This window comes from Streptomyces sp. HPF1205 (genome assembly GCF_020400825.1).
Taxonomy (GTDB): domain Bacteria; phylum Actinomycetota; class Actinomycetes; order Streptomycetales; family Streptomycetaceae; genus Actinacidiphila.
The window spans coordinates 80,791-99,861 of record NZ_JAINVH010000003.1 but is presented as its reverse complement, the minus strand read 5'-3'; the positions used below and the strand labels follow the sequence as shown (position 1 = coordinate 99,861).

The 19,071-nt window shown below is 72.3% G+C and carries 15 protein-coding genes and 1 pseudogene; 13 read left to right on the top strand and 3 right to left on the bottom strand.

Translation table 11 applies throughout. The annotated features are described in order from the left end of the window. Positions 1-7 precede the first annotated feature (7 nt). The 3 genes from K7G61_RS04520 to K7G61_RS04510 form a co-directional block, all read right to left on the bottom strand. Complete coding sequence (locus K7G61_RS04520; protein ID WP_374204052.1) at positions 8-1,618, bottom strand: DUF2079 domain-containing protein; 1,611 nt, start codon at positions 1,616-1,618, stop codon at positions 8-10. Positions 1,619-1,970: 352 nt separating this feature from the next. Next, positions 1,971-2,792 carry a hypothetical protein gene (locus tag K7G61_RS04515; protein WP_225845278.1) on the bottom strand — a complete coding sequence of 274 codons (822 nt, stop codon included), beginning with the start codon at positions 2,790-2,792 and terminating at the stop codon, positions 1,971-1,973. 72 nt (positions 2,793-2,864) lie between these two features. Further along, positions 2,865-3,575 carry a hypothetical protein gene (locus K7G61_RS04510; RefSeq protein WP_225845277.1) on the bottom strand — a complete coding sequence of 237 codons (711 nt, stop codon included), beginning with the start codon at positions 3,573-3,575 and terminating at the stop codon, positions 2,865-2,867. Positions 3,576-3,827: 252 nt separating this feature from the next. On the opposite strand from K7G61_RS04510, the gene K7G61_RS04505 reads away from it, so the two are divergent. The 13 genes and pseudogenes from K7G61_RS04505 to K7G61_RS04440 all read left to right on the top strand — a co-directional run bounded on the left by K7G61_RS04505 (position 3,828) and on the right by K7G61_RS04440 (position 19,069). Then, positions 3,828-5,876 carry an N-6 DNA methylase gene (locus tag K7G61_RS04505; RefSeq protein WP_225845276.1) on the top strand — a complete coding sequence of 683 codons (2,049 nt, stop codon included), beginning with the start codon at positions 3,828-3,830 and terminating at the stop codon, positions 5,874-5,876. A 97-nt stretch (positions 5,877-5,973) separates the two neighbouring features. After that, the gene (locus K7G61_RS04500; RefSeq protein ID WP_225845275.1) at positions 5,974-6,693 is read left to right on the top strand and encodes a hypothetical protein; all 720 of its coding nucleotides are present in this window, start codon (positions 5,974-5,976) and stop codon (positions 6,691-6,693) included. Positions 6,694-6,749: 56 nt separating this feature from the next. Further along, positions 6,750-8,252 carry a protein kinase gene (locus K7G61_RS04495; RefSeq protein WP_374204067.1) on the top strand — a complete coding sequence of 501 codons (1,503 nt, stop codon included), beginning with the start codon at positions 6,750-6,752 and terminating at the stop codon, positions 8,250-8,252. Between the two features lie 178 nt (positions 8,253-8,430). Then, on the top strand, positions 8,431-9,219 hold the full coding sequence (locus K7G61_RS04490; protein ID WP_225845273.1) for an HNH endonuclease family protein: 789 nt from the start codon (positions 8,431-8,433) through the stop codon (positions 9,217-9,219). A 136-nt stretch (positions 9,220-9,355) separates the two neighbouring features. Next, positions 9,356-10,018 carry a SurA N-terminal domain-containing protein gene (locus K7G61_RS04485; protein WP_225845272.1) on the top strand — a complete coding sequence of 221 codons (663 nt, stop codon included), beginning with the start codon at positions 9,356-9,358 and terminating at the stop codon, positions 10,016-10,018. 136 nt (positions 10,019-10,154) lie between these two features. Further along, positions 10,155-11,153 (top strand): annotated as a pseudogene (locus tag K7G61_RS04480) (nucleoside triphosphate pyrophosphohydrolase); the annotation flags it as partial. Between the two features lie 218 nt (positions 11,154-11,371). Then, the gene (locus K7G61_RS04475; protein WP_225845271.1) at positions 11,372-12,109 is read left to right on the top strand and encodes an endonuclease V; all 738 of its coding nucleotides are present in this window, start codon (positions 11,372-11,374) and stop codon (positions 12,107-12,109) included. Further along, a complete protein-coding gene (locus tag K7G61_RS04470; protein ID WP_225845270.1) occupies positions 12,106-13,572 on the top strand; it encodes a cytochrome P450 in 1,467 nt (488 codons plus the stop codon). Before K7G61_RS04475 ends, K7G61_RS04470 begins: the two co-directional genes overlap by 4 nt. Before the next feature lie 194 nt (positions 13,573-13,766). Continuing rightward, positions 13,767-14,882, top strand: coding sequence for a transglycosylase family protein (locus tag K7G61_RS36845; protein WP_308190587.1), 1,116 nt, complete (start codon positions 13,767-13,769; stop codon positions 14,880-14,882). 521 nt (positions 14,883-15,403) lie between these two features. Next, the gene (locus tag K7G61_RS04455; RefSeq protein WP_225845269.1) at positions 15,404-16,090 is read left to right on the top strand and encodes a transglycosylase family protein; all 687 of its coding nucleotides are present in this window, start codon (positions 15,404-15,406) and stop codon (positions 16,088-16,090) included. Between the two features lie 210 nt (positions 16,091-16,300). Continuing rightward, positions 16,301-17,581 (top strand): phosphopyruvate hydratase, encoded by a 1,281-nt coding sequence (eno, locus tag K7G61_RS04450; RefSeq protein ID WP_225845268.1) that lies wholly within the window; start codon positions 16,301-16,303, stop codon positions 17,579-17,581. Between the two features lie 197 nt (positions 17,582-17,778). Continuing rightward, positions 17,779-18,318 (top strand): septum formation initiator family protein, encoded by a 540-nt coding sequence (locus K7G61_RS04445; protein WP_225845267.1) that lies wholly within the window; start codon positions 17,779-17,781, stop codon positions 18,316-18,318. Between the two features lie 136 nt (positions 18,319-18,454). Then, positions 18,455-19,069, top strand: coding sequence for a DUF501 domain-containing protein (locus tag K7G61_RS04440; protein WP_225845266.1), 615 nt, complete (start codon positions 18,455-18,457; stop codon positions 19,067-19,069). The last annotated feature ends 2 nt before the right edge of the window (positions 19,070-19,071 follow it).

Below are 19,071 nucleotides of genomic sequence, written 5' to 3'. Positions count from 1 at the left end.
GCGCACCTCAGTTCCGGCGCAGGATCACATACCCCTGGTCGTTCGCGATCTGTGTGTACGTCGCCGTCGGATGCAACTGCTTCGCGTACGTCGCCGGGTCCGGCACCCACCCCGATGAGTCGTCCAGCGCGATGTAGTCCGGGATCACCCCGGGCGTGTCGCCCACCCAGTACACCGTCGTGCGGTGCACCAGCCGGCTGATCGGGCCGACGTTCGCCTCCACGGTCGCGCCGTCCGGGATCCGGTCGAGCAACCCCTCCACGATCTTGGTCCGGGCGTCCACCTCGTAAGCGTCCGTGTGCGTGAGCTGCGCCAGCGGCAGGTGGACCGTGAGCGCGATCGCCGCGCCCGCCACGGCGGCCGGTGCCCCGGAGGCGTACGACCGCAGCCACGGCCGCCGGCTCTCCCGCGCCCGCGCGGCCGCGTCCACCAGCGCCAGCGCGACCACCGGCATCAGCACCGCGCTGTAGTGCCAGTCGGTGCCCCAGTAGTGGTCGTCGTGCGAGACGAAGCGCCATCCGATCGTCGGCAGCGCCGCTAGCAGCAGAGGCGAGCGCAGTGCCAGCAACCCGCTGGTCGGCAGCAGGATCCACAACAGTGTGTGCACCGCCGTGCCGAACGGTATGTGCCCCGGCATCGGCGCACCGTGCCCGTTCAGCTTGTTCCAGTAGTCGTACGCGCCACCGCTGTTGAACGCCGGGATGATCACTCCGAACTCCAGCGCCGACGCCGCGATCCCGAGCGCGATCAGCCCGATCGCCCACGGTCCGTACCGCAGCGCGTCCCCGAGCCTCCCCGAGTCCTCGCCCTCCTGCGGGCCCCCCGTTTCCCCGGAAACGTCCGCGCCGGGTCCCGGGTCCTGTTCCTGCCGGGTCCGCCACCAAACGATCACGCCGATCATCGCCGCCGTGATGCCCATGTCCTCTTTGACGAGGGCCAGGGGAACGGCCCACCACATGGCGGCGGCCCATCGCTTGCGGAGCACGGCTTCGAGGGAGAAGGCGAGCAAGGGCATGGCGAACGCGATCTCGTGGAAATCGAACTCGACTGCCTTCTGAACCCCCCAGGACAGCGCGTAGGCGGTTCCGACGGCAAGGCCGCGGGGGCGGCCCAGGAGTTCGGCGGCGACGCGTGTGACGGGGATGACGGACACCGCGAACAGGAGGGCTTGGACGACCAGAAGGGTGACGGGAGTGGGAAAGATCCGGTAGAAGGGGGCGATCAGGGCGGTGACGGGGCTGAAGTGGTCGCCCAGGATGTCGAAGCCCGGCCCTTTCAGGTCGGCGACGGGTGCGTGCAGGTGGGCGTACGACTTGACGGCCTGCTCGAAGATGCCCAGGTCCCAGGACATGGTGAGCATCCGCCGGTAGCGGGTGACCGACAGCGCCGTGTACAGGACGAAGAACGCCGCCGCCAGGAGGTAGGGGTCCAGCCGCGCTCCCGGCATCCACGGCCGCCGGCCCCGTGTGCCTCCCGCGCCCGCCCTGGTCGGACCGGACTCGTCCGTGCCCGGCTCACCCGTGACCGACGCCCGCTCCACCCCGGGCGCTTGCTCCGCCCCGGCGTCCTCGGCCGCTTTGACGCCCTGCGCCGGTATGACGGCCTCGGCCCTGTCCATCGTCGTCCTCCCGTGGAAGCTGGGTCGGGGTCTGCCGGAAAAGATACGGGACGAGGCTGTGTCCACGGGACCCATGAGGCGGTCCAGTCGCCCCCATGGCCGTAACCGACCCGTCACCGACCGGTCACCGCGCTCCGCCGGAGCCGGACAATCCGCACCTGCTTGCCCGCGCCCGGCGCCCCCTCCACGCCGGGCGCGGCACTCCCCGGGCAGGCCGGGGCGTCACCACCCGCATCACGGCAGACCTCATCGCGGTCGTCTCTCCGGCGCATGCACCGGAGGGACACCAGGCCGCGCTCGGTCACCCGCGGCAGAAGCGTGATCGACGCCCGGTCCGTCCGGAAACACCGGGTCAGGAACCCAACGTGTCGATGTCGACTATCCGGTCGGCGGGCAGCGTCCCGACGTGGACCGGAGCGTCGAACCCGCTGAAGACGACGGTGCCCGGACCGGTGCCGCCGACCGTCACGACCTTCAGGACGTAGGGCGTCCCGTCAGCCGCTATGTACGCGGTGCTCGTGGAGCCGTCCTTCGGGTCGCTGTCGGTGACCGGTATCGCCTGCTTCCCATCGACCGTCGTCGGAGCACCCTTGCGCGGCTTGTGAGGCTTCTCCTGGAAACCGGACAGCAGGTTCTTGAGGTCGCAGATCCCCGCCAGGTCCTTGCCGCCGGAGCTCGTGGCGGCCGCCTTCATCCACTTCCCGTGCAGCAACCGCACCATCGGAGCGCCGCCCATCTGGCGCAAGAAGGCGTCGTCGCCCGCCAGGTACACATGGGTTCCGGTGGAGATGAGTTTCGCCGTTGCCCGGCCCTCGGAGATGTGTCCCGTGCACTCATTGCGCGTGTTGATCGCCACGTCGAACGCCAGCGGCTTGCCGTCCGCGCTCCCCTTGGCGTCGGCCGTGAGCGAATGGACGGCCGTCATGGCGCGGGTGGCCCGGCGGACTATCTCCGAGGCCGGAAGCTGCGCCAGGGCGGACTGCGGTGGAGCCGGTGCAGCCGCCTTTGACGACGACGGGTCAGGGGTGGCGGTGCCGTCCCCGCCCGCCGAACGTGTGGATGAGGGGTCCGCGGCCGGCTTTCCATCGCCGCTCCGGCACGCGGTGAGGCCCATCGCGGCCGTCGCGCAGAGTGCGACGATCGCCATGCCGCGGCGGATGGTGCTGAGGTGCATGGTGTGTTCCCTCCCGGGAGGCGCGGCGGATCGCCGCCGCGCCTCGGGTGATGGTGCGGTTGACCGGGCCGGTCAGCCGGTCTTGTGCCAGTCGGCGCAGCCGCTGGTCTTGAAATAGGCGTCGGAGCCCGCGATCGTCACGACGGCGGAACCGGTGGCGTTATCGTTCGCCGTTATCGAGTCGACGCCGTGCAAGGCGTCCTTGCTGCGCTCCCAGTAGCAGTTCCCGTCGGTGCTACCTGCGCTCCGGTAGGTGCCGGGGAGGATGTCCTTGCCGACCTTGTACATGCCGTCGCCGGACATCGAGGACTTCGGTGCGCCGGCCTTATTGGCCGTCACCGCGTACCAGTCACTGCAGCCCGTCGTCTTGAAGATCCGATCGGTCTTGGTGATCGTGACGTAACTGCTGCCCGTGACGTTGTCGTTGGCCAGGATCGAGTCCGCGTCCCCCTTCGCGTCCTTCGCGCGCTCCCAGTAGCACATGTCGTCCTTGTTGCCGCTGGTCAGATAGGTACCGGGTCGGATGTCCGTGCCCACCCGGTACGTCCCGTCCCCCTTGAAGGCCGGCTTGGCCGTGGGCTCGGTCGCGGCCTTGTTCTTCTCGTTCTTCTCGTTCTTCTCCTGCTTGGCCGGCGCCGAGGCCGCCGGCTTGGCCGTGCCGCCGCTGTCCGAGCTTGTGGCGGAATCCTTCGCGGGACCGCACGCGACCGCTCCAGCGGCGAGCAGGACGGCCAGCGCACCAGCCGCCGCGAGCGAGTTGAGTGCGGACCTGGACGTGGTCACGGACATGAACCTGGACATGAATATCCCCCCTATGGATCGGCGGGCCCCTCCGGCCCTGTGAACCAACGTGTCAATGAGAGCATGCGCTGTGAACCGAGTCAACATGAGTTCACGAAAGAGTGAAGTTCACTCCGTGAAGCGAGTAGCGTCGATTTGCTGGGTATGCTCGATCTCACACGCGCCAGGTGCGAGTGGAAGAGGGGTCCAGTGCTGGCCGGGCGCGAGGGACCGAGGGGGAAGGGGAGCGGGGCGATGTCGGAGAAGGCAAGCGAGGTGAACTCGGCGGCGATCGCCAGGCTGGCGGGCGTCGGGCGCGCCGCTGTCAGCAACTGGCGGCGGCGCCACGACAACTTCCCCAAGCCCGTGGGAGGCACCGAGACCAGCCCGACCTTCGAGCTCAGCGCGATCGAGCGATGGTTGCGGGACCAGGGCAAACTGGCGGAATTCCCGCTGCGGGAAAGAGCGTGGCAGCAGACCGAACGCCACCCGGAGGGGGCGCCCGTCGCACTGCGCATCGCCGGGTCGTTCCTGCTGACGGTTCGTGAACGACCAAGCATGGTGGTGACGTACACCGCCGACCCCGGCACCCCTCTGGCCGCGCCGCTACCCGGTGCCATGGCGCAGGCCCTGACCAGCAGATTCGGGCCGGATCACCCCATCGAGCTACCCGAGTCCCTCGATGGTGAGATCGGCTTGCTGCGCGCCACCGGGGACCTCGCCCTGGAGATGGGCCCGGGTCAGGCCTACGAGTTCCTGCTCGGCCGTTACCTCGACGCCAACCCGCGTCAGTTCACTCTCACCCCTTCCGAGCCGGCCGAACTCATGGCGGCACTGGTCGGCGGTGCCCCGCGCAGCGTGTTCGACCCGGCGTGCGGCACCGGTTCCCTGCTGCGGGCATCCGCCGCCACGGAGGCGGTCCACGCCCAGGAGTCCGATGCCGACCTGGCCGCTCTCACCGCGCTGCGCCTCGCGTTCGCGACCGACCCGGCCGTCCGGATCCGGGTCGAGACCGGCGACAGCCTCCGTTCGGACGCCTTCCCGGGCCTCGCCGCCGACGCGGTGCTGTGCCACCCGCCCTTCAACGACCGCAACTGGGGCCATGACGAACTCGGTTACGACTCCCGCTGGGAGTACGGCTTCCCGGCCAGAACCGAGTCGGAGCTGGCCTGGCTCCAGCACGCCCTGGCCCATGTCCGCGACGGCGGGACAGTAGTCATGCTGATGCCGCCGGCCGCCGCGTCCCGTAGATCCGGCCGCCGGATCCGGGCCGACCTGCTGCGCCGCGGCGCCCTTCGCGCGGTGATAGCGCTGCCTGCCGGCGCTGCCCCGCCCTACGGCATCCCTCTCCACCTGTGGGTGCTGCGCCGGCCCGGCGCCGAGTCCCGCCCCGGACATCACCTGCTGCTGGTCGACGCCGGGGCGGTACCGGGCCAGGGCGCGGAGCGCGCCCCCTGGCAGGCCGTCAGGGCAGCGGCGCTCGAGGCATGGCAGTCCTTCGACCGCACGGGTGCCCTGCGCGAGCGCCCCGGGATCAGCCGGGTGCTGCCCGTCATCGAGCTCCTCGACGACGACGTCGACCTGGCCCCCGCCCGTCATCTGCCTCTGCCCGTCGCCGGCGGAGCCGCCGAACTCGCCTCGGTACGGGACCGGCTGGCCGCTACCCTGCGCCGCACCACGGAGCTGGCCCCACCCGCGGCCACCCCCGGCGAACCCGCCCGCTGGCCCACCACCAGCATCGGCGAACTCGCCCGCGCCGGCACCCTCCTGATGCGGGCGGGCGGCTCCGGCACAGCTCCACCGAGCGGTGCCGCCCCACCGGTCCTGACCGAGCACGACGTCATGGCGGGCACCGCGCCCAGCGGCATACTCCCGGCCGGCCGGCCGGAGAGCCCGGTGGAGGAGCCGGTGCTCACGGAGCCGGGTGACGTGGTGGTGCCGGTGCTCGGCGGTGGCGCCATAGCCCGGGTCGTCGACGAAGCGGAGGCGGGGGCGGCACTGGGCCGCAACCTGTATCTGCTGCGCGCCGACAGCGCTGCTCTCGACCCCTGGTTCCTGGCCGGGTTCCTGCGGGGTACGGCCAACAACCGGCAGGCCAGCAGCTATGCCTCGACCGCCACCCGGCTCGACGTCCGCCGCCTCCAGGTGCCACGCCTGCCCCTGGCCGACCAGCGGCGCTACGGCGAACGCTTCCGGACCCTCGCCCGGTTCGAGGAAGCACTGCGCCAGGCGTCCCGCCTCGGGGAGCGACTCGTTCAGGGACTCTACGACGGACTGACCGACGGGACCGTGCGGCCGGAGTAGTTGTCCCCGGTCCGGTCCGGTCCACGAGCGGGGCGGCGTCCGTCACCGCGGGCCGCTAGTCTCGCACTGCGTCCGCCGAGGGGCGGGCGCGCGGCCCGTGCCGCCGCGGACCGGCGCGCCCTCCCGGCGCCCCCGGCGCCAGGGCCGCCCCGGGAAGCACCGCGGCACCATCGGGACGATCACGTTCCGCCACCCCATCAGCATCGAGGTCCAGGAGCACAGGATGTACGGCCCCGGCATCGCGCCGCCACAGCCCAGACCCGCGGGTCGCGGCACGGTCATCGGGCTGCGCGTGCTCTTCGCGGTGCTGCCCGTGGTGACCCTCGGGGTGGGCGCCTGGGGCTCCTTCCTGCGACTGGCGCTCCTGCTGCGGCGCCCCCTGGACTGGGCACTGGTGCCCCTGGCGGGCGTGGTCGGGACGGGCGGCTTCATGCTCGTCGGAACCGGGCGGGACGACAACAGCTGGCAGACCAACGTCGGTACCGCCTGCCTGCTGGTGTGTATGGCGGTCACCCCCACGTACTTCCTGATCATGGACATCCGCCGCACGCGACCGGAGCGCGGGCCGGCCACCGCGGCCCTTGCGCCGCGGCCGTACACGCACCCGTACGGATACGAGCCGGGGCTGATACCCGGGGCGGCGCCGCCTGCGACCGGGCCGGGGCACGCCGGGACCTCCATACCCGGCCCGACCCCCTTCGGCCACGATCGGCGGGAACCCGCCCCGCCGCTGCCTCCCACCGGGCCCCGGATCGACCAGGTCCGGGCGGAACTGGACGAGTTGAGCCACTTCCTCCGCAAGGAGGAGGGCAGGTGATCGGCCGGATCATCGCCGGGAGGTACGAACTCGCCACGATCATCGGTCAGGGCGGCATGGGCCAGGTGTGGACCGCGTACGACCGGAGGCTGGACCGCAGGGTCGCCGTCAAGCTGCTGCGCCCCGACAAGGTGGCGGCCGGCGACGAGGCCGAGGAGTTGCGCCGCCGCTTCGACCGCGAATGCCGTGTCACCGCCCAGGTCGATCACCCGGGGCTGGTCACCGTGCACGACGCGGGTGCCGACGGCGACGACCTGTACCTGGTGATGCAGTACGTGGAGGGCGCCGACCTCGGTGACCACCTCGCCGAGCACGACCCGTACCCGTGGCCGTGGGCGGTCGCGGTTGCGGCGCAGTTGTGCGCGGTGCTGACCGCGGTGCACGCCGTGCCGATCGTGCACCGCGACCTGAAGCCGCGCAACGTGATCGTCCGCCCCGACGGCACGGTCACCGTGCTGGACCTCGGCGTCGCGGCCGTCATGGACACCGACACCACCCGCCTGACCCACACCGGTTCGCCGATCGGCAGCCCCGCTTACATGGCCCCCGAGCAGGCGATGGGCGGCACCGTGGGGCCGCGTACGGACCTGTACGCCCTCGGGGTGCTGCTGCACGAACTGCTCAGCGGGCACGTGCCGTTCGCAGGGGCGACCGCTCTGGGTGTGCTGCACCGGCACCTGTACGAGGCGCCGCTGCCGGTGCGGCAGGTACGGCCCGAGGTGCCGCAGCCGTTGGAGGCGCTGGTGCTGCGGTTGCTGGCCAAGGACCCGCAGCACCGTCCGGCCGGGGCGCAGGACGTCCACCGGGAACTGGCCGCGCTGCTGCCCGTTCCCAGCGCCCACCACCCGCCGCTCGGTCCGATGGACCCGACCCGCCCGTTCCTGCGCCCGCATGCGCCCTGGCCCGACCGCGCCACCGCGCCCGTGGCAGAGCCGTCCGCCGTACCCGCACAGGTGGTTGCCCCGCCGGCTCCCGCCGCCTCGACTCCCGCCCCCTCGGGTCCCGACCTGGCCGGCGCGGTCGACGAGGTCAAGCGGTTGCTCGACGCCGGCCGGATCACCCAGGCCGTCGACCTGCTCGGCGGCATCATCCCGGCCGCCGCGGAGAGGCACGGCGAGCACTCACCCGTGCTGCGGACGCTGCGCAAGCAGTACGCGGCGACGCTGATGGAGGACGGCCAGTACCGCAGGGCGCTGCCGGAACTGCGGCGGCTGTCGGAGGAGTTCGCGCTCCAGTACGGGGGAGCGGACCGGCAGGCGCTGCGGTTCCGTTACGAGGCGGCCCAATGCCTGGAACAACTCGGCGACACCGTCGCCGCGTTGTCCGAGTACCGGGTGCTGCTGCCGTACTTCGAGCAGTGGGCGGCCGGTGACCCCGCGCTTCCGCTGGACATCCGCCGCCGTATCGCTCACCTGTTGCTGTCCATGGGCGACCGGCCCGGCGCCCGTGACGTGCTCACCCGGCTGCTGTACGACGCGGAGCGCGTTCACGGACCCAACCACCCCTTCGCGGCGGAGATCCGCCGCACCCTTGCCTGGCTCGGCCAGGTCCAGGGGTAGCCGCCGGGGCGCCGTCAGCCGGACGCGGGCCGGCGGAAGACCCCGTACTTTTGTCCGACACACTCGCGCGCTTGTCCGCACCCGGGCCCCCGATGGGGGTACCGCGTGCGCGAACGCGTCGTAAGGGCCGCGAGGGTGGGCAGGAACACATCAAATGACGAGGAAGCGGGGTGGGTTCATGGACACTCGGACGACCCGCGCGATCGCGTGCGCCGCGATGCTGGCCGCGGCGCTCGGCGTGGCGGGATGCAAGGACACCACGGTGGGAACGGGCAAGGGCGCCGACCCGGGCAGCGGGACCGGGACGGCGTCGAGCGGCCCGGTGGCCGGCGACGGCCACGCGGTCAGCCCGCTCGACAATCCGGACGGGACCAAGCCGGGCCTGGCGCCCATAGCGTCCGCCGACCGTGCCAAGGCGCGGACGCTCATCGGCAAGGTCGCGACGAAGGGACGCGGGCCCAAGACCGGCTACAGCCGCGACCAGTTCGGATACGCCTGGATGGACGGCGTGCCCGGCGTCCCCTTCGCCCACAACGGCTGCGACACCCGTGACGACGTCCTCAAACGCGACGGGCAGGGTCTGGCGTACCGCTCCGGGTCGAACTGCGTGGTGACGTCGATGACGCTCGACGACCCGTACACGGGCCGGGTCATCCACTGGACCAAGGCCAAGGCGACCACGGTCCAGATCGACCACGTGATGCCCCTGTCCTACGACTGGCAGATGGGCGCCGCGCACTGGGCGAAGACCAAGCGCGAGCAGATAGCCAACGACCCGCTGAACCTCATCCCGGTCGACGGCCCGTCCAACGAGGCCAAGGGCGACTCGGGGGCGGCGTCCTGGCTGCCGCCGAACAAGCAGATCCGCTGTTCCTACGCGGTGCGGATCGCACAGGTCTCGCTGAAATACCAGTTGCCGGTCACGGCCGCGGACAAGCAGGCGATGCTCGCGCAGTGCGCGGACTGAGCGGCGGCGCGGCGCCTGGCGCGATCGCGTTGCACGGAGTGCTGGATATCGGCGGCCCGGCCTCAATATCCTCGTGCTCGATCATCTGCACGCATCGTGAGGCTCGTATTCCAGCGTTCCCCTACCGGGAGGCACCATGGTCCGCCGCCGTACCGCCGCCGTCTCGATCGCCGCAGCCGGGCTGCTGCTCGCCTCGCCGGCCCTGACCGCGTGCGGATCGGGCCCGACCCACGCCGGCGCCGCCGCCGTGGTCGGTGACCACCGGATCACGGTGTCCGCGCTGCAGTCGCGGGTCGACGAGGTACGGACGGCCGAACAGAAGATCCCACAGGGCGCCCAGCTGGTCGACAACAGCGGCAAGCTGCCCTCGCAGATGCTGAGCATGCTCGTTCAGAACGAGGTCATCGGCAAGGCGGCCCGGGACGCCGGCGTCACCGTCAGCGCCGGCGAGACGCAGCAGGACCACGCCCTGGCCCTGCAGCAGTTCGGTGGCAACGAGGCGCAACTGGACCAGCAGCTCCTCGCTCAGTACGGCGTCGTGCCCTCGGGGATCGACGACTTCTTCCGCACGAACGTCGAGGTCAACAAGCTCATCACGCAACTCGGGTACCAGCCCGGCAGCGACAACGGGAACGCCGCGGTGGTGGCCGCGATCTCCAGGACCGCCAAGTCGCTGGGCGTGCGGATCAACCCGCGGTACGGGGCCTGGGACTCGAAGAAGGCGATCATCGGCAACGCCACGGACCCGTGGGTCGTGGACCGGACGCCGGCGGTCACCGCGGCCGACGGGTCGGCCTGATCCCGAAGCGTCACCGAGCGCGCCGAGGGATCCTCGCACCCCGCCCGACCAGGCAATTCCCGCGACGCCGGAAGTTATCCACAGGCTGGAGGTTCCGGGGCCGCGGGGCGTCGGCGGTCCGGGGTACGTTCGAGACATGAAAGAGACGGACGACGACGGAACGGGCGCGGTGGCCCCCGGACGGCTGGTACTGCTCACCACCAGCCACCGGGTCGCGCCCGGCCAGCTCTCCTGGCCCGCTTGGCAGACCTTGAGGGACGCCGACCTCGTGGTGTGCCCGGATCCGGACCATCCCCAGTTGCCCTACCTGAGGGAAGCCGGGATACGGGTCGAGGTCGCCGCACCGGGCGGGCGCGAGCTGGCTGAGGCGACCGCGGGCCGGCGCACGGTCGTCTACGTCGCGCCCTCCGGCGGTGCCGATCAGGCGGTCACGGACGAACTGGCACGGCTCGGCGGCTCCGGCCGTGTCGCCATGCCCGACCTGGAGCTGCTGCCCGGCTCCTACGACCTGCCGGGCGCCCGGCTGCTCGACCTGGTGCAGGTGATGGACCGGATCAGGGCGGAGTGCCCGTGGAGCAGCCTGCGCACCCACGGGGAGCTGGCGAAGTACGGCATCGAGGAGATGTACGAGCTGGTCGAGGCGATCGAGGAGGGCGACCGCGCGGCCATGCGGGAGGAGCTGGGCGACGTCCTGCTCCAGGTCGTCTTCCACGCAGCGATCGCGCAGGGCGACCCGGAGGCACCGTTCGGGATCGACGACGTGGCGGCCGGGCTCGTCGAAAAGCTCGTCCACCGGCACCCGCACATCTACGGGGACGAGGTCGCCGAGACACCGGAGCAGGTGCAGGCGAACTGGATACGGCTCAAGGGCGTCGAGAAGGCCCGCGAATCCGTGACCGACGGCATCCCGCTCGCCTCACCCGCCCTCGCACTGGGCGCCAAGCTCGCCGCGCGCGCCCGAGGAGCGGGTCTGCCCCTCCCGCCCGCACCGTCCGTGCCCCGTTACGACGACGAGACCGCTCTGGGCGAACACCTGCTGGCCGAGGCGGCCGCCGCGCAGTCCGCCGGCATCGACCCCGAAGCGGCCCTGCGGCACGCCGCGCGCCGCTACCGCGAGGCGATACGGGCCGCGGAGGCCGCGCACGCCGGCGGCAGCGCGATCGGCGGAGGAGCCGAGGACGTGTCCGGTGTCCCCGGGGAGGCGGTGGCGACGGCCTGGGAGGACATAGCCGCGGACGAGCCGGGACCGGGCCGTACGAGCTCCGCCGGGGCGGGGGTGGCCGACGGGGGCGTCGCGGACCGCGGGCCGGACGGGTTCGCGGCGGACGATCCCGGGCCCTGGTAGGGGGCGTCGTGCGCATCGACGTTCCGTACGCCTGGCCCACGGGGCGGGAGGAGGCGCTGGCGTTGCAGGACAGGCTGCGGCCGCTGGCCGACCACCGGGGGCCCGGCCCTTCGAGGCCACGGCACGTCGCCGGGCTGGACGTCGCCTACGCGGGGGACGGCCGGGGTACCGGGGACCTGGTCGCGGCCGCCGTGGTCGTCGTCGACACCGCGACCCTGGAGGTGGTGGAGCGGGCGACTGCCACCGCCAGGACCACGTTCCCCTACATACCCGGACTGTTCGCCTTCCGGGAGGTGCCGGTGCTGGTGGAGGCGCTGCGGGCGCTGCGGGTCACGCCGGACCTGCTGCTCTGCGACGGCCACGGGCTGGCTCACCCGCGCCGGTTCGGTTTGGCCTGCCACCTCGGGGTGCTCACCGGGCTGCCAACGGCGGGTGTCGCCAAGACCCCGTTCACGGGCGGCTACGGCCCTGCGGCGCTCGGGTCGCACCGGGGCGCGTACGCCGACCTCACCGACGGGGGCGAAACAGTGGGCCGCGCCCTGCGCACCCAGGACGGCGTCAAGCCGGTCTACGTTTCCACCGGTCACCTGGTGGATCTGCCGACCGTCACGGCGCATGTCCTGTCCATGGCCCGCTACCGGCTGCCGGAGACCACCAGGCAGGCCGACCGCCTCTCCCGGGACGCCCTGGCGGCGGCGGTGGCCGCGGAAGGAGCCGGCCGGCCTGCGGATACGGTCGGGGGATGAACCACCCCCACGCCCGTTCTCACCCGCCGGCCGGCCGCTCCGGCCCGGACGGCGCCGATCCCACTCCGGTTGGCGCCGATCCCACTCCGGTCGGCCCTCGCCCGGGGGCGGCCGGCACCGATCCCGGGCCGGCCGGCACCGACTCCGTACCGGCGGCGGGCAGCAGCACGGCCGGCCGCTCGCCCGACAGCCACGGATCCGGCGGCGGGGCCGGGCCGGAGCTGTTCACGTGGGAGCACGCCACCGACCCGTACCCGGCGTACGCCTGGCTGAGGGAGCACGCGGGGGTGCGGTGGACGGTGCTGCCCAGCGGGGTGGGGGCATGGCTGGTCACCCGCTACGGCGACGCGCGGCAGGCGCTGGCGGACGCCAGGCTGAGCAAGAATCCGGTGCATCACGCGGAGGAGGGGAGCGCCAGGAGGAAGACGGGGATCCCGGGGGAGCGCAGCGCGGACCTGATGACGCATCTGCTGAACATCGATCCGCCGGACCACACGAGACTGCGGCGGCTGGTGTCGAAGGCGTTCACGCCGAGGCGCGTGGCCGAGTTCGGGCCGCGGGTACAGGAGCTGACGGACCGGCTGGTGGACGGGTTCGCACGGCGTGGAGAGGCGGACCTGATCCATGAGTTCGCGTTCCCGTTGCCGATCTACGCGATCTGCGACCTGCTGGGGGTGCCGGCCGAGGACCAGGACGACTTCCGGGACTGGGCCGGGATGATGATGCGCCACCGGAAACCGGGGCAGGGCGGCGGGCCCCGGGGCGGCGTGGCGCGGTCGGTGAAGCGGATGCGGGCGTACCTGGTCGAGCTGATCCACCGTAAGCGCGGCGACCTCGGGGACGATCTGATCTCGGGCCTGATCCGGGCCAGTGACCACGGCGAGCACCTGACGGAGAACGAGGCGGCGGCGATGGCGTTCATCCTGCTGTTCGCCGGGTTCGAGACCACCGTCAACCTGATCGGCAACGGGATGCACGCGCTGCTGCGCCACCCGCGCCGGCGGGCCGAGCTCCAGGAGTCGCTGGCCCGCGGCGAGAGCGGGCTGCTCGGTACGGCGGTGGAGGAACTGCTGCGGTACGACGGCCCGGTGGAGCTGGCCACATGGCGGTACGCCACCGTCGCGATGTCCATCGGCGGGCAGGAGATCGCGGCGGGGGATCCGGTACTGGTGGTGCTGGCGGCGGCGGACCGCGATCCGGAGCGGTTCGCGCAACCCGACACGCTCGACCTGGGCCGGCGGGACAACCCGCACCTGGGGTACGGCCACGGCATCCACTACTGCCTGGGGGCGCCGCTGGCCCGGCTGGAGGCAAGGACCGCGCTGGCGACGCTGCTGACACGGTTGCCGGATCTGCGGCTCGCCGTGGATCCGGACCAACTGCGGTGGCGCGGCGGCCTGATCATGCGGGGTCTGCGGACACTGCCTGTGGAGTTCACCCCCGAGGCCCAGCACAGAAAGTGACGCGTCGTCGGCTCCGTGACCGTGACGTGATGATCGCTACATCGGCTTGTGATCCGCCGGGCAATCCCGCTACGTTCTGCGGTCAACGCGAGGAACCAGGGCTCGCGGGACGCGCCGCGCCGCAACGGCGGGCGAGGGCCGCGCACAAGATGCGGCCCGCACGGGCGCGTACGGCTTTGACGGAAGGCGACTTCATGCTCACGTCCGGGAACGGCCGGCACCGACGGCCCCGCCAGGCACCCGCCGCGGTGGTCACCGTGGCCGCCACCGGCGCCGGAATCGCGCTGCCGCTGCTGGGCGCCGCCGGCGCGCACGCCGCGGACAACAGCACCTGGGACAAGGTCGCTGCCTGTGAGACCGGCGGCCTGTGGAGTGCCAACACCGGCAACGGCTTCTTCGGCGGCCTGGCCATCACGCAGGACACGTGGGACGAGTACGGCGGCGACGTGTACGCCACGCGCCCCGACCTCGCCTCCCGGTCGCAGCAGATAGCCGTCGCGCAGAAGATCCTCGCCGACATCGGCCCCGACGCCTGGCCGGGCTGCGAGAAGAAGACCGGACTGTTCAAGGACACCGCGCCGCCCAGCGTCGACCCCGGTGACACGGCGACGCCGAGCCCGGCGCCGAGCACGCCCGTCCCCCCGGCTCCGACGTACACCCCGCCGGCCGTGCCGGGCGCCCCCACGGTCACCGTCCCCGGCGCGGAGCACACCGCACCGCCGGCGACGACTCCCGTGAGCCCCACCGCGCCGACCGGGAGCACTCCGACGGCGACCCCGAGTTCCCCGTCCGCCACCCCTCCCGCCACGGGCTCCGCCGCGCCCGGCGGGCCGACGGCTCCGGCCGGCGACACGCCCGGATCGCCGGCGGCGACCGGCACGGCCGGCAGTCCCGGCGGCACGGCCGCCCCGGGCACCTCGGACACCTCGGGCACTCCCACCACCCAGGACCCCACCGACCCCTCGGCCACCCCGAGCACTGGCAGGCACGCCAAGCCCTACAGCCCCACCATCGAGCAACTTGCCGCGGCCGACCAGGCGACCCGTACCCACATCTACTCGGTGGCCGCAGTGGACGATTCGGCCGGCGTGCCAGGTAGCGGCGCGAACGCCAACAATGGCGGTGAAGCGGACACTTCGTCGTCATCCGGCACGGACTCGTACACCGTGGACCACGGCGACTCGCTGTCCGGGATCGCGGCGACGCATCACGTCGAGGGTGGCTGGCGGCACCTGTACGACGCCAACCATGGCGCCATCGGCGACGATCCGAATCTCATCAAACCGGGACAGATCCTCAATCTCGGCTGACGCGCGGCTCGTTGACGCCGAGGAGACAAACCGGACGTACCGCCCGCGCCGCCGTTGCGAAGATGTGACAAGGCTCTCGTCGGAGCGCGTGACCGTCCGCTCGCGGAGCGCTGAAACCGACCCCTCCGACCTGCGGTGATGCCCACCCGATGGCCGACCGGCCGGAGTTGGCGCCCAAAACGCGAGTGTTTGTTCTCCTCGGCGTCCTGTGCTTACCGTCGTCTCGCTCGCCACAGCGAGCCCCGTCGAGGCCGGAACGCCGAGTCCTGCCGCCGGCCGACGGGAACAGTCGACGCGAGAGCGCCGCAGGCAGGAGCGGGGGACCCAAAGTCTTCCGCCGGACCGTCCGGGTCCGTACGCCGAGCAGCAGCAACGGACAGCACACGCCGCTGCGGGACGTACGAACCCCCGGTCCGGCTCGGGGTGAAGCCGAAGCGCCGCGGGACGCGGCACCGGCCGGGCAGCTCACGTCCGAACCCGACAGCTCACCTCGCAGGCGTCGGTGAGGGACACACACAACCATGGCCAAGCACCGTCGTGCCTCCAGGAAGACGCTTGTCCGTCTTGCCTCCGTCGCCGGGATCGCCGGCACCGCCATCGCCGTTCCGCTGATCGGCGCCGGCACCGCCTCCGCCGCCTCCGTGGCCACCTGGGACGCGGTCGCCCAGTGCGAGTCCGGCGGCAACTGGCACATCAACACCGGCAACGGCTACTACGGCGGACTGCAGTTCTCGCAGTCGAGCTGGGAAGCGGCCGGCGGCCTGCAGTACGCGCCGCGCGCCGACCTCGCCACCAAGGACCAGCAGATAGCCGTCGCCGAGAAGCTGCTCGCCATGCAGGGTCCCGGCGCCTGGAGCTGCGCCGCCGCGGGCGGCCTGACCGCGGGCGGCCCCGCCCCCGCCATCAACACCGGCGGTTCGTCGAGCTCCACCGCCGCGAGCAGCGGCTCCAGCTCGTCGTCCACGAAGAGCACCGCGTCCACGAAGAGCACCGCGGCCAAGAGCACGGCGGCCGCCAACGGCACCCGGACCTGGACGCACTACGCCAAGGGCCACGGCAGCTACGTCGTCCGCTCCGGTGACACGCTGTCCAGGATCGCCGCGGCGCACCACGTCGCCGGCGGCTGGCACAAGCTCTTCGAGCTCAACAAGGACACGGTCAAGGACGCGAACCTGATCTACCCGGGCCAGCACCTGCGCCTTCACTGAGGTCCCGCGCCTTCATCGAGGTCCAGCGCCTTCACTGAGGTCCAGCGCCTTCACCGAGGTCCGGCGCCACCCCGGCCGGCACGCCACTCCCCCGAGCGTGCCCGGCCGGGGTACTTCCGTCTCAGGGGCCGGGCCGACGGCCTGTCCCGGAGCCGCGGACGGTTAGGCTCGTCCCGATAAAGCAGAGAAGACATCTCAGAAGGAGACAACGTGCCGTCCATCGACGTCGTCGTAGCCCGGGAAATCCTCGACTCGCGAGGCAACCCCACCGTCGAGGTCGAGGTCGGCCTCGATGACGGCAGCACGGGCCGTGCGGCCGTCCCGTCCGGTGCGTCCACCGGCGCCTTCGAGGCCCTCGAACTCCGCGACGGCGACAAGAACCGCTACCAGGGCAAGGGCGTCGAAAAGGCTGTCCTCGCCGTGATCGAGCAGATCGGTCCGGAGCTCGTCGGTTACGACGCCACCGAGCAGCGGCTGATCGACCAGGCGATGTTCGACCTGGACGCCACTCCCGACAAGTCGAGCCTGGGCGCCAACGCCATCCTCGGCGTCTCCCTGGCCGTCGCCCACGCCGCCTCCGAGGCCTCCGACCTGCCGCTGTTCCGCTACCTCGGCGGCCCGAACGCGCACGTCCTGCCGGTGCCGATGATGAACATCCTCAACGGCGGCTCGCACGCGGACTCCAACGTCGACATCCAGGAGTTCATGATTGCCCCCATCGGCGCGGAGTCCTTCTCCGAGGCCCTGCGCTGGGGTGCCGAGGTCTACCACACCCTCAAGGCCGTGCTGAAGTCCCGCGGCCTGTCCACCGGCCTCGGCGACGAGGGCGGATTCGCGCCGAACCTGGGCTCCAACCGCGAGGCGCTGGACCTGATCATCGAGGCGGTCAAGCAGGCCGGCTACACCCCGGGCCAGGACATCGCGCTCGCCCTGGACGTCGCCGCCTCCGAGTTCTACAAGGACGGCGCCTACCAGTTCGAGGGCCAGAGCAGGACCGCCGCCGAGATGACCGACTACTACGAGGAGCTCGTGGCCTCGTACCCGCTGGTCTCCATCGAGGACCCGCTGTTCGAGGACGACTGGGACGGCTGGAAGACCATCACCGACAAGCTGGGCACCAAGGTGCAGCTCGTCGGCGACGACCTGTTCGTCACCAACCCCGAGCGCCTGCAGAAGGGCATCGACAACGGCACCGCCAACGCGCTGCTGGTCAAGGTCAACCAGATCGGCTCGCTCACCGAGACTCTCGACGCGGTCGAGCTGGCCCAGCGCAACGGCTACAAGTGCATGATGTCGCACCGCTCCGGCGAGACCGAGGACGTCACCATCGCCGACCTGGCCGTCGCCACCAACTGCGGCCAGATCAAGACCGGCGCCCCGGCCCGTTCCGAGCGAGTGGCGAAGTACAACCAGCTCCTGCGCATCGAGGAGATCCTGGACGACGCGGCGGTGTACGCCGGCCGCTCGGCGTTCCCCCGCTTCAAGGGCTGAACCAGCCCCAGGGCTCAACCGCCCCAGGGCTGAACCACCCCGCCTCCGTACGTCCCCGCGCGCGGTCCCGTACCGTGAGCGGGGACGTACGGGCACGACGTACGGGCACGACGTACGAGCACGGCGCACGCGCACCGCGCGGGGACACGACGCACGGACACGACGCAGGACTCGCCCACGGCGAGGGGAGGCACGGCATGGGGGCGGCGGACCGGTTCTCCACCGCGGCCAGGCTGAGGGCGATCGGCCAGGAGGCGCAGGCGCGGGTCTACCGTGCCGCGGGCCTGCCCCGGCAGGGACCGGGCCGGCCCCCGGCTCCCGGCGCGGTCCGGCGCAACAAGCTCACCGGCCGCGCCGCCCTGCTCGCCCTCGTCGTCTGCGCGTTGGTGGTCGCCCTCGCGTACCCGATGCGCCAGTACGTGGCCCAGCGCTCCGACATCGCCGACCAGCGCAAGGCCGCCCAGCGCGCCAAGGAGCGGGTGGAGCAGCTGCGCCAGGAGAAGGCCCGCTGGCAGGACCCCGACTTCGTAAGGGCCCAGGCCCGCGAGCACCTCCACTACGTCCTGCCCGGCGAGACGGGCTACTCGATGGCCGGCGGTCCCGCCCCGAGCTCGGACACCGCCACCCCCGGCAAGGGCGACCAGGCCGCAGCCGGCCGCCCGTGGTACGACAATCTGTGGGACGGTGTCGACCGCGCCGACGCGGCCGGCGCTCCGAGCGCGGCCCGCGCCCGCTGACCCGGCAACCGCCGCGCCCGGCCGCCGCGCCCGACCGCAACGTAGGCCGCGCCCTCCGCCAGGACCCCGTCAGGACCCGCCAGGACCCCGCAAGGCGCCCCGGCGGCCCGCCCCCCGACCTCACGCAGAACGGCCCATGGACAACCAAGCGCATCCCACCCCGCACGCCGAACCCGCCTCCGCCGCGGACATCGCCGCGGTGCACGCCCAGCTCGGCCGCCCCCCGCGCGGCCTGCGCGCGGTCGCCCACCGCTGCCCGTGCGGCAACCCGGACGTGGTGGAGACCCAGCCCCGGCTGGAGGACGGTACGCCCTTCCCGACGCTGTACTACCTCACCTGCCCGCGTGCCGCCTCCGCCATCGGCACCCTGGAGGCGGACGGCGTGATGAAGCGGATGACGGCCCGGCTGGCCGAGGACCCGCCGCTGGCAACCGCCTACCGGGCCGCCCACGAGGACTACATCGCCCGCCGCGACGCCATCGAGGTGCTGGAGGGCTTCCCGAGCGCGGGCGGCATGCCCGACCGGGTCAAGTGCCTGCACGTCCTGGCCGCCCACTCCCTGGCGGCCGGCCCCGGCGTCAACCCGCTCGGCGACGAGACGGTCGCCATGCTGCCGGACTGGTGGGCGAAGGGCCCCTGCGTTCCCCGCGACGCCGAGCCGCACGACGACCAGCCGCGGGACGAGCAGCCTCAGCACAGCCGACCGCAGGACCGGGCCGGGACCCGGCCGGAGAAGGGGGACAGGGCGTGACC

What these genes read in the sequence shown, in the direction of transcription:
- K7G61_RS04520 (WP_374204052.1), bottom strand. Translation starts at nt 1,618, where the DNA reads ATGGACAGGGCCGAGGCCGTCATACCGGCGCAGGGCGTCAAAGCGGCC.
- K7G61_RS04515 (WP_225845278.1), bottom strand. Translation starts at nt 2,792, where the DNA reads ATGCACCTCAGCACCATCCGCCGCGGCATGGCGATCGTCGCACTCTGC.
- K7G61_RS04505 (WP_225845276.1), top strand. Translation starts at nt 3,828, where the DNA reads ATGTCGGAGAAGGCAAGCGAGGTGAACTCGGCGGCGATCGCCAGGCTG.
- K7G61_RS04495 (WP_374204067.1), top strand. Translation starts at nt 6,750, where the DNA reads ATGGGCCAGGTGTGGACCGCGTACGACCGGAGGCTGGACCGCAGGGTC.
- K7G61_RS04490 (WP_225845273.1), top strand. Translation starts at nt 8,431, where the DNA reads ATGGACACTCGGACGACCCGCGCGATCGCGTGCGCCGCGATGCTGGCC.
- K7G61_RS04485 (WP_225845272.1), top strand. Translation starts at nt 9,356, where the DNA reads ATGGTCCGCCGCCGTACCGCCGCCGTCTCGATCGCCGCAGCCGGGCTG.
- K7G61_RS04470 (WP_225845270.1), top strand. Translation starts at nt 12,106, where the DNA reads ATGAACCACCCCCACGCCCGTTCTCACCCGCCGGCCGGCCGCTCCGGC.
- K7G61_RS36845 (WP_308190587.1), top strand. Translation starts at nt 13,767, where the DNA reads ATGCTCACGTCCGGGAACGGCCGGCACCGACGGCCCCGCCAGGCACCC.
- K7G61_RS04455 (WP_225845269.1), top strand. Translation starts at nt 15,404, where the DNA reads ATGGCCAAGCACCGTCGTGCCTCCAGGAAGACGCTTGTCCGTCTTGCC.
- K7G61_RS04445 (WP_225845267.1), top strand. Translation starts at nt 17,779, where the DNA reads ATGGGGGCGGCGGACCGGTTCTCCACCGCGGCCAGGCTGAGGGCGATC.
- K7G61_RS04440 (WP_225845266.1), top strand. Translation starts at nt 18,455, where the DNA reads ATGGACAACCAAGCGCATCCCACCCCGCACGCCGAACCCGCCTCCGCC.